Origin of the sequence: Massilia litorea (genome assembly GCF_015101885.1) — a bacterium.
Taxonomy (GTDB): domain Bacteria; phylum Pseudomonadota; class Gammaproteobacteria; order Burkholderiales; family Burkholderiaceae_D; genus Telluria; species Telluria litorea.
On the sequence record NZ_CP062941.1, the window covers coordinates 2752792 to 2767021 of the forward strand.

A 14230-nucleotide genomic window follows, 5' to 3' on the forward strand; every position below is an offset into this window, starting at 1 on the left:
GTTCGACGCATGGTGTATAACATGCCACGCGCGCCGGAATCGGTTGCCAAGAATTGACAGACAGGCAAGCGGTGACAAGCCCGGCGCTAGCGGCTACACTACGCCCCATTCAAGAATTGCCGCAAAGGAGAGAACATGAGTTGGTTGGAAAAACTGCTGCCCCCCCGAATCCAGCGCTCCGATGCCGCCAATCGCAAAACCATGCCCGAGGGCCTGTGGGTCAAGTGCCCGTCGTGCGAAGCGGTGCTGTACCGCGCCGACCTCGAGTCGAACCTGCACGTCTGCCCGAAGTGCGACCACCACATGCGCATCCGTGCGCGCGAGCGCCTTGACGGCCTGCTCGACGAAGGCGGCCGCTACGAGATCGGCCAGGAAGCCCTGCCGGTCGATACCCTGAAGTTCAAGGACAGCAAGAAGTATCCTGACCGACTCAAGCAAGCGATGGAAGCCACCGGGGAAACCGATGCGCTGATCGTGCAGGGCGGCTCGATCATGAGTTTGCCGGTCGTCGTGGCCTGCTTCGAATTCGAATTCATGGGCGGCTCGATGGGTTCCGTCGTCGGCGAGCGTTTCGTCCGCGGCGCCCAGATCGCCCTCGAACAGAAAGTGCCGTTCATCTGCATCACCGCCACCGGCGGCGCCCGCATGCAGGAAGGCCTGCTGTCGCTGCTGCAGATGGCCAAGACCACCGCCATGCTGACCAAGCTGTCGGAAAAGAAACTGCCGTTCATCAGCGTGCTGACCGATCCGACCATGGGCGGCGTGTCCGCTTCCTTCGCCTTCATGGGCGACGTCGTGATCGCCGAGCCGAAAGCGCTGATCGGTTTTGCCGGCCCGCGCGTGATCGAGAACACCGTGCGCGAAAAGCTGCCGGAAGGTTTCCAGCGCGCCGAATTCCTGGTGCAAAAGGGCGCCGTCGACATGATCGTCGACCGCCGCAAGATGCGCGAAGAAATCGCCCGCCTGCTGGCCTTGCTGCAGAACCAGCCGGCCGACGTCGTCGCTTGACCGGCCAGCGCGCCGCATAAGGTTTCCTACCGGCGATCTGATTCAGGTCGCCGGTTTTCGTTTCAACGTACTGAATTTTTTTAATGCCCATGCTTCCCACCACCTTGCCCGCGTGGCTGGCGCTCCTCGAAACGCGCCACGCCGAAACCCATATCGACATGGGCCTGGACCGCGTCCGCGCCGTCAAGGAGCGCATGAACCTGCAGTTCGGCTGTCCCGTCATCATGGTGGCCGGCACCAACGGCAAGGGTTCCACCTGCGCGATGCTGGAATCGGTCCTGCTGCATGCCGGCTACCGCGTCGGCCTCTACATCAAGCCGCACTTCCTGGACTTTAACGAGCGCGCCCGCATCAATGGCGAGATGGCGAGCGACGCCGTGCTGGTCGAGGCCTTCGGCTTCGTGGAAGACGCGCGCGGCGACATCGACCTGACCTATTTCGAATTCACGACCCTGGCGATCATGCACCTGATCTCGAAAGCCGGCGTGGACGTGGCAATCCTTGAAGTAGGCCTGGGCGGGCGCCTGGACGCCGTGAACGTGATCGACGCCGACGTCTCCATCGTCACCAGCATCGACATCGACCACGCGGCCTGGCTGGGCGACACGCGCGAGGAAATCGGTTTCGAGAAGGCCGGTATTTTCCGCGCCGGCAAGACGGCGATCTGCAGCGATCCGCTGGCGCCGCAATCGCTGATCCAGCACGCGGCCGACATCGGCGCCGACCTGTGGCTGATCGGGCGCGATTTCAACTACCAGGGCGACCAGCAGCAGTGGAGCTATGGCGGACGCACCCAGCGCCGCAACTCGCTGGCCTATCCGGCCCTGCGCGGCGCCAATCAATTGCTCAACGCCGCGGCGGCGCTGGCGGCACTCGAGGCGCTGCGCATGCAGCTGCCCTGCGGCGCCCAGGAAGTGCGCACCGGCCTCGCGCTGGTCGAGCTGCCGGGCCGCTTCCAGGTGCTGGCCGGCCGTCCGACCACGGTGCTGGACGTGGCCCACAATCCACACGCCTCGGCGACCCTGGCCCAGAACCTGGGCAACATGGGCTTTCACCGCTACACCTATGCCGTCTTCGGCATCATGGAAGACAAGGACATCGACGGCGTGCTGGCGCCGATGGCCGGCCTGATCGACCACTGGTGCCTGGCCGACCTGCCGTCGCCGCGTTCGGCGAAGGCTGCTGAACTGGCCGAAAAAGTCGCAGCGCTGCGTCCCGCCGGGGCGAAAGACGCCGATTTTTCGGTGACGACTTTCGCCGACCCGGCCGCAGCATTTGCTAATGCGGTGAGCCGTGCCGAAGAGAATGATAGAATTGTGGTCTTTGGCTCGTTCTACACCGTCGCCGGCGTGATGGCGGCTCGAAAAAACTCTCTTCACTGACATACAGACGCATGGGCTTGTTCTCGATTTTTGGTAAAAACAAGCAAGAAAGCGCCGCCCAGGACAGTGGCCGTTTTTCCCGCGACGATGACGATTTCGCCGAGCGCGCCCGCGCCAAGCGCGCGAGTCACGCCAACACCGCGAACGAAAGCGGGCAGGGCGGTTCGCGCCGCAGCCGCAGCGGTGGCGATCCGATGTTGCCGGAAAAAAAGCGCGCGCGGCGCCGCCTGGTAGGCGCAGTCGCCCTGGCGCTGGCCGCCGCCGTCGGCTTGCCGATGCTGCTTGATTCCGAGCCGCGCCCCCTGGGCGGCGACATCGCCATCCAGATTCCTTCGAAAGAAAAAGCGCCCGCGCTGCCGATGCCGGCGTCGCCGGTGCCGGCCGCCGACAGCGTCGACAAGGACGAGGAAATCATCGCGCCGCCGCCGCTTGCGCCATCGAAGCCGCGTCCTGCCGCCGTCGAGCCGCCTGCCGTGAAAACGGTGTCGACCGATAAGGAAACGGCGCGCGCGCGTAGCGAACCCGAACCCAAGCCGGTCAAGCCCGGGCCAAAGGTCGTCGAGCACAAGAGCGAACCGAAGCCGGTCGAACACAAGCCGGAGCCGAAGGCGGTCGAACGCAAGGTCGCCGAAAAAGCGATTGAAAAGCCGGCTGAAAAACCGGCCGTGAAAAAGCCGGAGGAGAAGCCGGCCACCCCGAAACCGAAAGACAGCGAAGCGGCCCGTGCGCTGGCGCTGCTTGAAGGCAAGCCAGCTTCGAAACCCGTCGAGAAACATGAGAAGGCCGAGGAGAAATCCGAGCGCTTCGTGGTGCAGGTGGCGGCCCTGGGGACCCAGGAAAAGGTCGACGAACTGCAGGCCCGCCTGCGTTCCGGCGGCATCAGCTCGTTTACCAAAAAGTCCGGCGCCCTGATCAAGGTGCAAGTCGGTCCATTCGGCAGCCGCGAAGAGGCCGACAGGACCAAGGCAAAGCTGGGCTCGCTGGGCCTGGGCGGTTTCCTGGTACCGATCTGATGCGCGTGGCCCGCACTTGCCGACTGTGACGATTTTCGATTACCTGGTCTTGTTCGTGCTGCTAGCCTCGGTCGTGATCAGCACCATGCGTGGTTTAGTGAAAGAAATCCTGTCCCTGACGGGCTGGATCGTCGCCTTTGTCGTCGCGAATGCGTATGGTGCGCGCCTCGCGACGCTGTTGCCGGGTATGATACCGGGCGATACGGCGCGCCTCATCGTGGCCTTCGTGGCCCTGTTCCTGGGCGTGCGCATCCTGATGGGCCTGCTGTCCCTGGCCATCGGCGCGCTGATCGACGCCGCCGGCCTGAGCCTGGCGGACCGCGGCCTGGGCGGCCTGTTCGGCCTGGCGCGCGGGATTGTAATCGTGCTGGCCGCCGTCATATTGTGTTCCATGACCGCCATTCCCCAACAAGCATTCTGGAAAGACGCGCTGTTGTCCCCCCTGGCCGAAGCCGGCGCGCGCACCGTCAAGCCCTTTCTCCCCGCTGCGCTGGCGCAGCACCTGAATTTTTGAACAGTCGTTTTGAAATCTTCGTTTTGCATTCTTCCGTAACAGCATTCAGTTCTTAGGAGCGCACCATGTGTGGCATCGTCGGCGTCGTCTCGCAAACCCCCGTCAACCAGTTGTTGTATGACGCATTGCTGCTGTTGCAGCACCGCGGCCAGGACGCGGCGGGCATTGCAACCAATCACAGCAGCATGTTCTCGATGTACAAGGCGAATGGCCTCGTGCGCGACGTGTTCCGCACCCGTAACATGCGTTCGCTGCAGGGCAATACCGGTATCGGCCACTGCCGCTACCCGACCGCCGGCTCGTCGAGCGAGGAAGAAGCGCAGCCCTTCTACGTGAACGCGCCCTTCGGCATCACCCTGGCCCACAACGGCAACCTGACCAACCAGGCCGAGCTGAAGGAGGCGCTGTTCCGCAACGACCGCCGCCACATCAATACCAATTCCGACTCGGAAGTGCTGCTCAACGTGCTGGCCCACGAGATCCAGGAAGCGGCCAACGGCTATTCGCTCGACGCCGAAGCCGTGTTCAAGGCGGTGGGGGTTGTGCACCGCCGCGTGCGCGGCGCTTATGCCGTCGTGGCCCAGATCGCCGGCCACGGCATGCTCGCCTTCCGCGACCCCTACGGCATCCGTCCGCTGTGCCTGGGCATGAACGAGGGCGAGAACGGCACCGAATACATGGTTGCCAGCGAATCGGTGGCCTTGGAGGGCATCGGTTTCCGCTTCGTGCGCGACATCGCCCCGGGTGAAGCCGTGTTCATCGGCGAGGATGGCGTGTTGCACGAGCGCCAGTGCGCCGAAAACCCGTCGCTCAATCCCTGCGCCTTCGAATACGTCTACCTGGCACGTCCGGATTCGGTGATCGACGGCGCCTCGGTCTACGCCACCCGCCTGAAGATGGGCGAATACCTGGCCGACAAGATCCGCAAGGAGATCCCGGTCGAGGACATCGACGTCGTGATGCCGATTCCCGATTCCTCGCGTCCGGCGGCGATCCAGCTGGCCCTGAAGCTCGGCGTCGAATACCGCGAAGGTTTCATTAAAAACCGCTACATCGGCCGTACCTTCATCATGCCTGGGCAAGGGATGCGCAAGAAATCCGTGCGCCAGAAACTGAACGCCATCGGCTCCGAGTTCAAGGGCAAGAACGTGCTGCTGGTCGACGATTCGATCGTGCGCGGCACCACCAGCCGCGAGATCGTGCAGATGGCGCGCGAAGCGGGCGCCCGCAAAGTGTTCTTCGCTTCGGCCGCGCCGCCGGTGCTGTTCCCGAACGTCTATGGCATCGACATGCCGACCCGCGACGAGCTGATCGCCTACGGCCGCACCGTCGAGGAAGTGTGCGAGGAGATCACCGCCGACCGCCTGGTCTACCAGGATATCGATGCCCTGAAGCGGTCGATCTCGGACGTGAATCCGGCGCTGACCAATTTCGAGGCCTCGTGCTTCGACGGCGTCTATGTGACCGGCGACGTGACCCCGGCCTACCTCGACAACCTGGAGACTGCGCGCCATAACGGCGGCAAGGGTGTCTCGCAGGAAGACGTGGTGCGTACCCAGCTGAACCTGAATCCAGCGGTCCCCGCCGAATAATTCACCTGCACTGCCATGAGCGAAAAAAAACACTACGGTTTCACGACTACGATCCTGCACAACGACCGCCGCAAGGCGATCGAGCAGGGCTCACTGCACAAACCCATCCACACCTCGGTCGCATTCGGCTATAACGATGCGCGCCAGCTAGCGTCCGTATTCCAGGGCAAGGAACCGGGCTTCCGCTACGGTCGCCAGGGCAACCCGACGGTGTCCGCGCTGGAAGACAAGATCACGAAGATGGAAGACGGGGTGTCGTCGCTGTGCTTCGGCACAGGCATGGCGGCCATCGGCGCGCTGTTCCAGGCGCTGCTGCGCGAAGGCGACCACATCGTCTCATCGAGCTTCCTGTTCGGGAACACCAACAGCCTGTGGCAGACGGTGGCGGGGCAGGGCGTCGAGGTCGATTTCGTCGACGCGACCGATGTGGCCAATGTCGAGGCGGTTCTGAAGGAAAATACGCGCTTGGTGTTCGTCGAGACCATCGCGAATCCGCGTACCCAGGTGGCGGACCTGGCCCGTATCGGCGAACTGTGCCGTGCGCGCGGCATCCTGTACGTGGTCGACAACACCATGACCACGCCGTATTTGTTCCGCCCGAAAGCGGTGGGGGCGGGGCTGGTCGTCAATTCGCTGACCAAGTCGATCGCCGGCCATGGCATCGCGCTCGGCGGCGCGCTGACCGACACCGGCCTGTTCGACTGGAGCGCCTTCCCGAATATCGCCGCCAACTTCCGCAAGCAGCCGCCCGCGGCCCAGGGCATGGCCCAGCTGCGCGCGAAGGCCCTGCGCGATTTCGGCGCCGCCCTCGGGCCGGAAGCGGCGCACCACATCGCGGTCGGCGCGGAAACGCTGGCCTTGCGCATGGAGCGCACCTGCGCGAATGCGCTGGCGCTGGCGCAGATGCTCGAAGCCGATGAACGGGTCTCGGCCGTCCACTATCCGGGCCTGCCCTCGCATCCGCAACACGGCCTCAGCACCGAGCTGTTCCGCGCCGCCGGATCGCTGCTCAGCTTCGAGCTGCGCGCGGATATCGATCCTTTCGATTACCTGAACCGCCTGAACCTGGCGATCCCCGCAAGCAACCTCGGCGACACGCGCACGCTGGTGATTCCGGTCGCGCACACGATTTTCTTCGAGATGGGTGCCGAGCGCCGTGCCAGCATGGGCATTGCCGAGTCGCTGATCCGGGTATCGGTGGGCATCGAGGATGCCGACGATTTGCTGGAGGATTTCCGCGTCGCACTGGACGTATGATGTAAAAATGCAACGCATGTGCACGCAGAATGCGTTGCCTTTAAAACATTACGGTTTTATGATCGGCCTACAATATTTCCGACAGGACGATTCCATGCGCCGTTATGTACTCTCCTTACTTTTCGTGTGCCTTAGTGCAAGCGCAGACGATCTCGCTGACGCGAATCGCCTGCTGGCAGCCAAGGATTATGCGAAGGCCCTGCCGCTGTTTACCAAGGCCGCGCGCGCCGGTAATTCCGAAGCCCAATTCCGCCTTGGCGAGATGTACTGGTATGGCGACGGTACGGCGCAAGATCTGAACGCTGCCCGCGAATGGATCGGCAAAGCCGCGGCGGCAGGCGTCCCCGACGCAAAGGAATCGCTGGCTATCCTCGAACGGCGCAAGACCCGCGAGAAGGAAATCGCTTACTGGATGAGCGAATATCGTGGTGAAGAGCTACGCTCGGGAAAATTCGCCTGCCCAGCGCCGGCGATTCCCGTCCTGTCGAAGACCAATGAGGAGATCGAGGCCACCCGCGCAGCTGTTGCAACATGGCAGACCTGCTACAACGGCTTCGTCAGTAACTTCAATTCCGCGATGCCACCGGGCAAAGTGATCCCGCAAGACGTCCTCGACATGATGAGCCCCGCGGAGTTCGAGCGCGTGCGTGCCCATATCGAGCCGACCTACCGCAAGATCATCCTCGATGCCCAAACACAAGCCGACGCGACGTTAGCCCAGCGCGACGCCTGGGAGAAGTCGACCCAGGCATTCGTGAAAGAGGAGAACCTGCGGCGCAAGCGTCAGCTGGAACTGGACACGATTCGGAACGTGCGCGACAACGAGATGCGTTTGCATGGAAGCACGAACACGCGCATCACGACCGGCAAGTGATCCTTTGAGTGGCGGCCCTTCTCGCAGTATGATGGGCCCTGCTCATTTCGTTACCGCCATGAAAAAACTTCTGTACGCTGCCTTCCTGTTTGTCAGCCTTCCCGCTGCTGCCGCCAACGATCTCGCTTCCGCCAACACGCTGTTCGAGCAGAAGCGCTATACGGAAGCCCTGACCTTGTACACCAGGCTGGCAAATGCCGGCAATGCCGATGCACAGCAACACCTGGGCCAGATGTACTGGTACGGCGAAGCCGGCGTCGTGGATGAGGCCAAGGCCCAGGCATGGTTCCGTAAAGCCGCTGCGAAAGGCAATGCGGTGGCGGCCAGCTCGCTCGTCGTCATGCAACAGCGCACGGAACGGCGGGCCGACATCGATTATTGGTTAAGCGGCTACGACGGTAGCGACTTGAAAACCGGGAAATATGCTTGTCCCGCACCGCGCATTCCCGCGATATCGAAGCAGAGCGACGAGATCGATCGCGTATCGGCAGCCATTGCAAGCTGGCAGAGCTGCTACAACGGTTTCGTGGAAAACCTGAATGCAGCCTCGCCGCTGGTAAAGCGCATTCCGGCAGACATCGTGAAGCTGATGAATGCCGCCGAGACGGAGCGCGCTCAAACCCATCTTACCCAGGTGCAGGAGAACCTGTCGGAAGAGGCGAAAGTCGCGGCCAAGCTGGTGCTGGCCGATGTCGCAGCCTGGCGTAGCGCGACAGGGGCCTATGTGAAGGAGCACAACGCCATCATCGAGGGCGGTCCTTCGGCCGAGCGCGCGCGCGACATCGAGGCGCGAAAGCACAACTATAGCCAGGCCAACAAATAACGCCGACGTTAAAAAAGCCGCGCCAGCGGCTTTTTTCATACCCAGCCGCGCTTAATGCCAGCTGCGCATCAATCCCACCGCCAGGCCCTCGAGCGCGAAATCGTCGCCCGGCTCCACGCGGATGACCTTGAAGTCCGGATTTTCCGGCAGCAGTTCGATGGTCTCGCCGGTCTTGCGGTAGCGCTTGACGGTGACGTCTTCGCCGATGCGGGCCACGACGATCTGGCCGTTCTTGGCGCTGTCGATCTTTTTGACGGCGAGGAAGTCGCCATCCATGATGCCGGCGTCGCGCATCGACCAGCCGCGCACCTTCAGCAGGAAATCGGGGCGCGCGCCGAACATGGCGGGGTCGACGTTGTAGGTGGCTTCGACGTGTTCCTGTGCCAGGATCGGCGAGCCCGCGGCGACGCGGCCGACCAGCGGCAGCGACATCAGCAGGGCGGCTGGTACGGTCGGCAGCGGATCGGGCAGGGAAGCGCCGATCAGGCGAATGCCGCGCGAGGTGCCCGAGACGATCTCGATCGCGCCTTTGCGGGCCAGGGCCTGCAGGTGTTCTTCAGCGGCGTTGGCCGATTTGAAGCCCAATTCTTTCGCGATCTCGGCACGGGTCGGCGGGAAGCCGGTGTTGTCGATCGCTTCCTTGATCAGTTCAAGGATCTGTTGTTGCCTTGCAGTGAGCTTGAGCATGGATCTGCCACAGGTTAATGATTCAGACTGTATTTTTGTACAGTATTTCGGCGAATGCAAGGGAAATCCTCATTTTTTAACATTTCCTGTCGAGCAAGGTGTCGCGCCGGGGCGACGCCGGCGGGAGATTGCGCCTTCATGCCATCCGCGTTATAATTGCCGGCTTTCCCTTCCCACACTCGTCTTGACGCCGAGGTGGGCATTTGTTTAAACGTCCTCAAGGAGTGTTGCATGCGTCATTATGAAATCGTTTTTATCGTCCACCCGGACCAAAGCGAGCAAGTCCCGGCGATGATCGAGCGTTACAAGGCCAGCGTCACCGCACGCGGCGGTAACATCCATCGCGTCGAAGACTGGGGCCGTCGTCAGATGGCTTACCAGATCCAGAAGCTGCCGAAGGCACACTACATCTGCATGAACATCGAGTGCGACAACGAGACCCTGGTCGAGCTGGAAACCGCATTCAAGTTCAATGATGCCGTGCTGCGTCACCTGACCGTGAAGATGAAGAAAGCTGAAACCGCTCCATCGCCAATGATGAAGTCGGTCCAGCGCGAAGACGCAGCCAAGAGCCACCGCGCAGAAGCCCCAGCGGCCGCTGCAGCCCCGGCCCCAGCTGCTGCCTAAATTTTTCTTGCCAGGAATCGTGAACTCGCAGTGAACCAGTTACAAGTCGTCGCGACGATTGCTGAACGCGACGTACTGCGCTATACCCCCGCCGGCGTGCCGGTCGTCTCGGCAATCCTGATGCACAGTTCGCAGCAGGTCGAGGCAGGGGTGGACAGGCTGGTCGAGTTCGAAATTGCCGCGTTCGCCGCGGGAGAAATTTCGGGCCGCTTCGCCAGCGCAGAACTGGGCGCCGCACACCAGTTTACGGGATTTTTGGCCAGGAAGAATCGCAACAGTAAAGCCCTGGTGTTTCACATCATTGATTTTAGTGCCGCCGCTTAAGACTAGCGGCCACCTTTTAGATACAGGAGCCTCAAATGGCATTCGGTAAAAAGTTCGACAAAAACAAGGCCAAAGAAAAACTCAAGCGCAAACAGCAGAACCCGCTGTTCAAGCGCAAGAAGTTCTGCCGCTTCACCGCTGCAAACGTGGAACAGGTCGATTACAAAGACGTCGACACCCTGAAGGACTTCGTCCAGGAAAACGGCAAGATCATGCCTGCACGTCTGACCGGCACCAAGGCGCACTACCAGCGCCAGGTCGACACCGCGATCAAGCGCGCACGCTACCTCGCGCTGCTGCCGTACACCGACCTGCACCACGGTTAATCCCGTCGTACAGATCAGAATATCCTGGAGAAAAATATGCAAGTTATCCTTTTGGAAAAAGTTGTTAACGTCGGCAACCTGGGCGACGTGGTCAAGGTCAAGGACGGTTACGCACGTAACTTCCTGATCCCGCAAAAGATGGCCCGCCGCGCCACCGAATCGGCCAAGGCCGAGTTCGAAGCCAAGCGCGCCGAGCTGGAAAAAGCTGCTGCTGAAAAGCTGAACGCTTCGCAAGCCCAAGGCGAAAAGCTGAACGGCATGACCATCAGCATCGCCCAGAAAGCCGGCGTCGACGGTCGTCTGTTCGGTTCGGTCACCAACTTCGACATCGCCGAAGCCCTGAGCAAGCAAGGTTTCGCAGTCGAAAAGGCGCAAGTGCGCCTGCCGACCGGCCCGCTGAAGACCACCGGCGAGCACCCGGTTGCCGTCGCGCTGCACACCGACGTCGTCGTGGAAATCACGATCGCTGTCGTGGGCGAAGCTGCCTAAGCACAGCACGCAGCACGCTGTTGTTTAAAAGAAAAAGCCGGGCTTGCCCGGCTTTTTTATTGCCAGATTCTCCCCAATTATTTCAGCGGTATGACGGAGGAGGTATAATGCCCGCCATGAATACCCCCGCAGATCCGCAGATCGAATCGCTGCGCATTCCCCCGCATTCCATCGAAGCAGAGCAGTCCGTCATCGGCGGCCTGCTGCGCGACAATGCGGCCTGGGACCGCATTGCCGACTTCATGCACGCGGACGACTTTTACCGCTATGACCACCGCATCATCTTCGAACAGATGGTGCGCCTGATTAACAGCGGCAAGCCGGCCGACGTGATCACCGTCTACGAGGCCATGGTCTCGCTCGGCAAGGCCGAGGACGTGGGCGGCCTGCAATACCTGAATGCGATGGCGCAGAACACGCCCTCCGCCGCCAACATCCGCCGCTACGCCGAGATCGTGCGCGACCGCGGCATCCTGCGCAAACTGATCACGGTCGCCGACGAAATTTCCGGCAATGCGTTCAATCCGCAAGGCAAGGAAGTCAAGCAGATGCTTGACGAGGCCGAATCGAAGATTTTCGCCATTGCCGAGTCCGGCGCCCGTGGCGCCCAGGGCTGGAATCCGATCCAGCCGCTGCTGACTCAGGTGGTCGAGCGCATCGACGAACTGTATTCGCGCGAAAACCAGGGCGAGATCACCGGCGTGCCGACCGGCTTCATCGACCTCGACCGCATGACCTCGGGCCTGCAGCCGGGCGACCTCGTCATCGTGGCCGGCCGTCCGTCGATGGGCAAGACCGCCTTCTCCGTGAACATCGGCGAGAACGTCGCCATCGAAGCGGGCCTGCCGGTGGCCGTGTTCTCGATGGAGATGGGCGGCGCCCAGCTGGCCATGCGTATGCTCGGTTCGGTCGGCCAGCTCGACCAGCACCGCCTGCGTACCGGCCGCCTGAACGACGAGGATTGGCCGCGCCTGACGCACGCCATCCAGAAGATGAACGACGCCCAGCTGTATATCGACGAGACGCCGGCGCTGAATCCGATCGAAATGCGCGCACGCGCGCGCCGCCTTGCCCGTCAGTGTGGCAAGCTCGGCCTGATCATTGTCGACTACCTGCAGCTGATGCAGGGCAGCCAGCCGGGCGACAACCGGGCGGCCGAGATCTCGGAGATCTCGCGTTCCCTGAAGGGCCTGGCGAAAGAACTGCATTGTCCCGTCATCGCGCTGTCGCAGCTGAACCGCTCGCTGGAACAGCGCCCCAACAAGCGTCCCGTGATGTCCGACTTGCGCGAATCGGGCGCAATCGAGCAGGATGCGGACGTGATCATTTTCCTGTATCGCGACGAGGTCTACAATCCCGACTCGCCCGATAAAGGTACCGCCGAGATCATCATCGGCAAGCAGCGTAACGGTCCGATCGGCGCGATCCGCCTGACCTGGATCGGCCAGTACACCAAGTTTGGTAACTACAGCGGTAACCTCGCCGTCTACCAGGGCGATTAAGCCGATATTGCGTTGCCGGCGCGTGCGAATAGGCCCGCGGCGGTTCCTCGCAGTCCCAAGAGTTTTTACACGGAGAACCTTTAATGTTTGGACGCCTCATGCCCACCGAGGGCAAGTTTTTTGATTTGTTTAACCAGCACGCTGCGCTGTGCGTGAAGGGTGCGCACGAGATGGTCGGCCTGATGGCCAACTTCGACGACCTGGAAAACCGCACGCATGCCGTCGAGAGCATCGAAAAGCAGGCGGACAAAGTTACCTACGCCACCGTCGACCTGCTGCACAAGACCTTCATCACCCCGATCGACCGCGACGACATCCACAAGCTCATCACGCGCATGGATGACATCCTCGACATGATGGAAGACGCGGCCCAGACCGTCTCCCTGTACGACCTGCACGCCGTCACCCCGGAAGCGAAGCGCCTGGCCGAGCTGTGCCTGGCCTGCTGCGAGAAGGTCCAGCAAGCCGTCGGCCTGCTGCACGACATGGGCAATGCCCAGAAGATCGTCGCCATCTGCGAAGAGATCGACCGTCTCGAATCGGACGCCGACCACGTGATGCGCGCCGCCATGAGCAAACTGTTCCGCGACGAGCCGGACGTGCGCAACCTGATCAAGATGAAGGCGATCTACGAGATCCTCGAGACCGTCACCGACCGCTGCGAAGACGTGGCGAACATCATCGAAGGCATCATCGTCGAAAACGCGTAACGCGCTCGTACAAGAAGAATAACTATGAATTCTCTTCACATCAGCATTTACGTGCTGGGTTTGCTGGTGCTGCTCGCACTGGTTTTCGACTTCATGAACGGTTTCCACGATTCGGCAAACGCGATCGCGACCGTCGTGTCGACCGGCGTGCTGAAACCGCAGTCGGCCGTGGCGATGGCAGCCTTCTTCAACTTCGTGGCGATTTTCGTCGTCAACATGAAGGTGGCGCAAACCATCGGCAAGGGCATCATCGACCCCAGCATCGTCGACCATTACGTGATCTTCGGCGCACTCGTCGGGGCCATCGTCTGGAACGTCATCACCTGGTATTACGGTATCCCGTCCTCCTCCTCGCACGCCCTGATCGGCGGCCTGGTCGGCGCCGCGGTGGCCAAGACCGGCACCGGCGCGCTGGTCTCGGCGGGCCTGATCAAGACCGTGGTGTTCATCGTCGTCGCACCGCTGCTCGGCTTCATCCTCGGCTCGATCATGATGCTGCTGGTCTCGTGGATCTTCGTGAAATCGACGCCGCGCAAAGTCGACGTCTGGTTCCGCCGCCTGCAGCTGATTTCCGCCGCCGGCTACTCGCTCGGCCACGGCGGCAATGACGCGCAAAAGACGATGGGCATCATCTGGATGCTGCTGATCGCCGCCGGCTACGTCAGCGTCAACGACGCCCATCCGCCGGCCTGGGTCATCATCTCCTGCTATGCGGCGATCAGCTTCGGAACGCTGTTCGGCGGCTGGCGCATCGTGAAAACCATGGGCCAGAAGATCACCAAGCTGAAACCGGTCGGCGGCTTCTGCGCCGAAACCGGCGGCGCGATGACGCTGCTGATGGCGAGCTTCTGGGGCGTCCCGGTCTCGACCACGCACACCATCACCGGCGCCATCGTCGGCGTGGGTTCCGCGCAAAAGGCCTCGGCCGTGCGCTGGGGCGTGGCCGGCAGCATCGTCTGGGCCTGGGTGTTCACGATTCCGGCGGCCGCCTTCATGTCCGCAGTCGCCTGGTGGATCGGTACCAAGATCATGTAATTGCGCATTCGCTTGCGACGAAGCCCGGCACCGCCGGGCTTTTTTCATGCACGCTGCATGGGCGGCC

The 14230-nt window shown here is 62.0% G+C and carries 16 protein-coding genes; 15 read left to right on the top strand and 1 reads right to left on the bottom strand.

What is annotated here, in order from left to right; all coding sequences use genetic code 11:
* Nucleotides 1–135 precede the first annotated feature (135 nt).
* The 8 genes from accD to LPB04_RS12290 all read left to right on the top strand — a co-directional run bounded on the left by accD (nucleotide 136) and on the right by LPB04_RS12290 (nucleotide 8463).
* Complete coding sequence (accD, locus tag LPB04_RS12255; RefSeq protein WP_193684860.1) at nucleotides 136–1008, top strand: acetyl-CoA carboxylase, carboxyltransferase subunit beta; 873 nt, start codon at nucleotides 136–138, stop codon at nucleotides 1006–1008.
* A gap of 83 nt (nucleotides 1009–1091) precedes the next feature.
* The gene (gene folC, locus LPB04_RS12260; RefSeq protein WP_193684861.1) at nucleotides 1092–2390 is read left to right on the top strand and encodes a bifunctional tetrahydrofolate synthase/dihydrofolate synthase; all 1299 of its coding nucleotides are present in this window, start codon (nucleotides 1092–1094) and stop codon (nucleotides 2388–2390) included.
* An 11-nt stretch (nucleotides 2391–2401) separates the two neighbouring features.
* On the top strand, nucleotides 2402–3403 hold the full coding sequence (locus tag LPB04_RS12265; RefSeq protein WP_193684862.1) for an SPOR domain-containing protein: 1002 nt from the start codon (nucleotides 2402–2404) through the stop codon (nucleotides 3401–3403).
* Between the two features lie 25 nt (nucleotides 3404–3428).
* Nucleotides 3429–3917 carry a CvpA family protein gene (locus LPB04_RS12270; RefSeq protein ID WP_193688979.1) on the top strand — a complete coding sequence of 163 codons (489 nt, stop codon included), beginning with the start codon at nucleotides 3429–3431 and terminating at the stop codon, nucleotides 3915–3917.
* Between the two features lie 65 nt (nucleotides 3918–3982).
* On the top strand, nucleotides 3983–5509 hold the full coding sequence (gene purF / locus LPB04_RS12275) for an amidophosphoribosyltransferase (RefSeq protein WP_193684863.1): 1527 nt from the start codon (nucleotides 3983–3985) through the stop codon (nucleotides 5507–5509).
* 15 nt (nucleotides 5510–5524) lie between these two features.
* Nucleotides 5525–6766 carry a cystathionine gamma-synthase family protein gene (locus LPB04_RS12280; protein WP_193684864.1) on the top strand — a complete coding sequence of 414 codons (1242 nt, stop codon included), beginning with the start codon at nucleotides 5525–5527 and terminating at the stop codon, nucleotides 6764–6766.
* Between the two features lie 7 nt (nucleotides 6767–6773).
* Complete coding sequence (locus LPB04_RS12285) at nucleotides 6774–7640, top strand: tetratricopeptide repeat protein (protein ID WP_227496387.1); 867 nt, start codon at nucleotides 6774–6776, stop codon at nucleotides 7638–7640.
* 28 nt (nucleotides 7641–7668) lie between these two features.
* A complete protein-coding gene (locus LPB04_RS12290) occupies nucleotides 7669–8463 on the top strand; it encodes an SEL1-like repeat protein (protein WP_227496388.1) in 795 nt (264 codons plus the stop codon).
* Between the two features lie 51 nt (nucleotides 8464–8514).
* On the opposite strand, the gene lexA is transcribed toward LPB04_RS12290, so the two are convergent.
* The gene (lexA, locus tag LPB04_RS12295) at nucleotides 8515–9150 is read right to left on the bottom strand and encodes a transcriptional repressor LexA (protein WP_193684866.1); all 636 of its coding nucleotides are present in this window, start codon (nucleotides 9148–9150) and stop codon (nucleotides 8515–8517) included.
* 231 nt (nucleotides 9151–9381) lie between these two features.
* Here lexA and rpsF point away from each other — a divergent pair, with 231 nt between their 5' ends.
* From rpsF to LPB04_RS12330, 7 genes are all read left to right on the top strand, one after another.
* Nucleotides 9382–9777 carry a 30S ribosomal protein S6 gene (rpsF, locus tag LPB04_RS12300; protein WP_193684867.1) on the top strand — a complete coding sequence of 132 codons (396 nt, stop codon included), beginning with the start codon at nucleotides 9382–9384 and terminating at the stop codon, nucleotides 9775–9777.
* 30 nt (nucleotides 9778–9807) lie between these two features.
* Nucleotides 9808–10101 (top strand): primosomal replication protein N, encoded by a 294-nt coding sequence (gene priB / locus LPB04_RS12305; protein ID WP_193684868.1) that lies wholly within the window; start codon nucleotides 9808–9810, stop codon nucleotides 10099–10101.
* 35 nt (nucleotides 10102–10136) lie between these two features.
* Nucleotides 10137–10427 (top strand): 30S ribosomal protein S18, encoded by a 291-nt coding sequence (gene rpsR, locus LPB04_RS12310; RefSeq protein WP_091874943.1) that lies wholly within the window; start codon nucleotides 10137–10139, stop codon nucleotides 10425–10427.
* Between the two features lie 36 nt (nucleotides 10428–10463).
* Nucleotides 10464–10916 carry a 50S ribosomal protein L9 gene (rplI, locus tag LPB04_RS12315; protein WP_193684869.1) on the top strand — a complete coding sequence of 151 codons (453 nt, stop codon included), beginning with the start codon at nucleotides 10464–10466 and terminating at the stop codon, nucleotides 10914–10916.
* Nucleotides 10917–11032: 116 nt separating this feature from the next.
* Entirely contained in the window at nucleotides 11033–12418 is a 1386-nt protein-coding gene (locus LPB04_RS12320; protein WP_056336142.1) for a replicative DNA helicase, read from the top strand.
* Between the two features lie 83 nt (nucleotides 12419–12501).
* Nucleotides 12502–13128 carry a DUF47 domain-containing protein gene (locus tag LPB04_RS12325; RefSeq protein WP_193684870.1) on the top strand — a complete coding sequence of 209 codons (627 nt, stop codon included), beginning with the start codon at nucleotides 12502–12504 and terminating at the stop codon, nucleotides 13126–13128.
* Between the two features lie 24 nt (nucleotides 13129–13152).
* Nucleotides 13153–14163: an inorganic phosphate transporter gene (locus LPB04_RS12330; RefSeq protein WP_193684871.1), complete on the top strand. Its 1011-nt coding sequence runs from the start codon at nucleotides 13153–13155 to the stop codon at nucleotides 14161–14163.
* Nucleotides 14164–14230 lie beyond the last annotated feature (67 nt).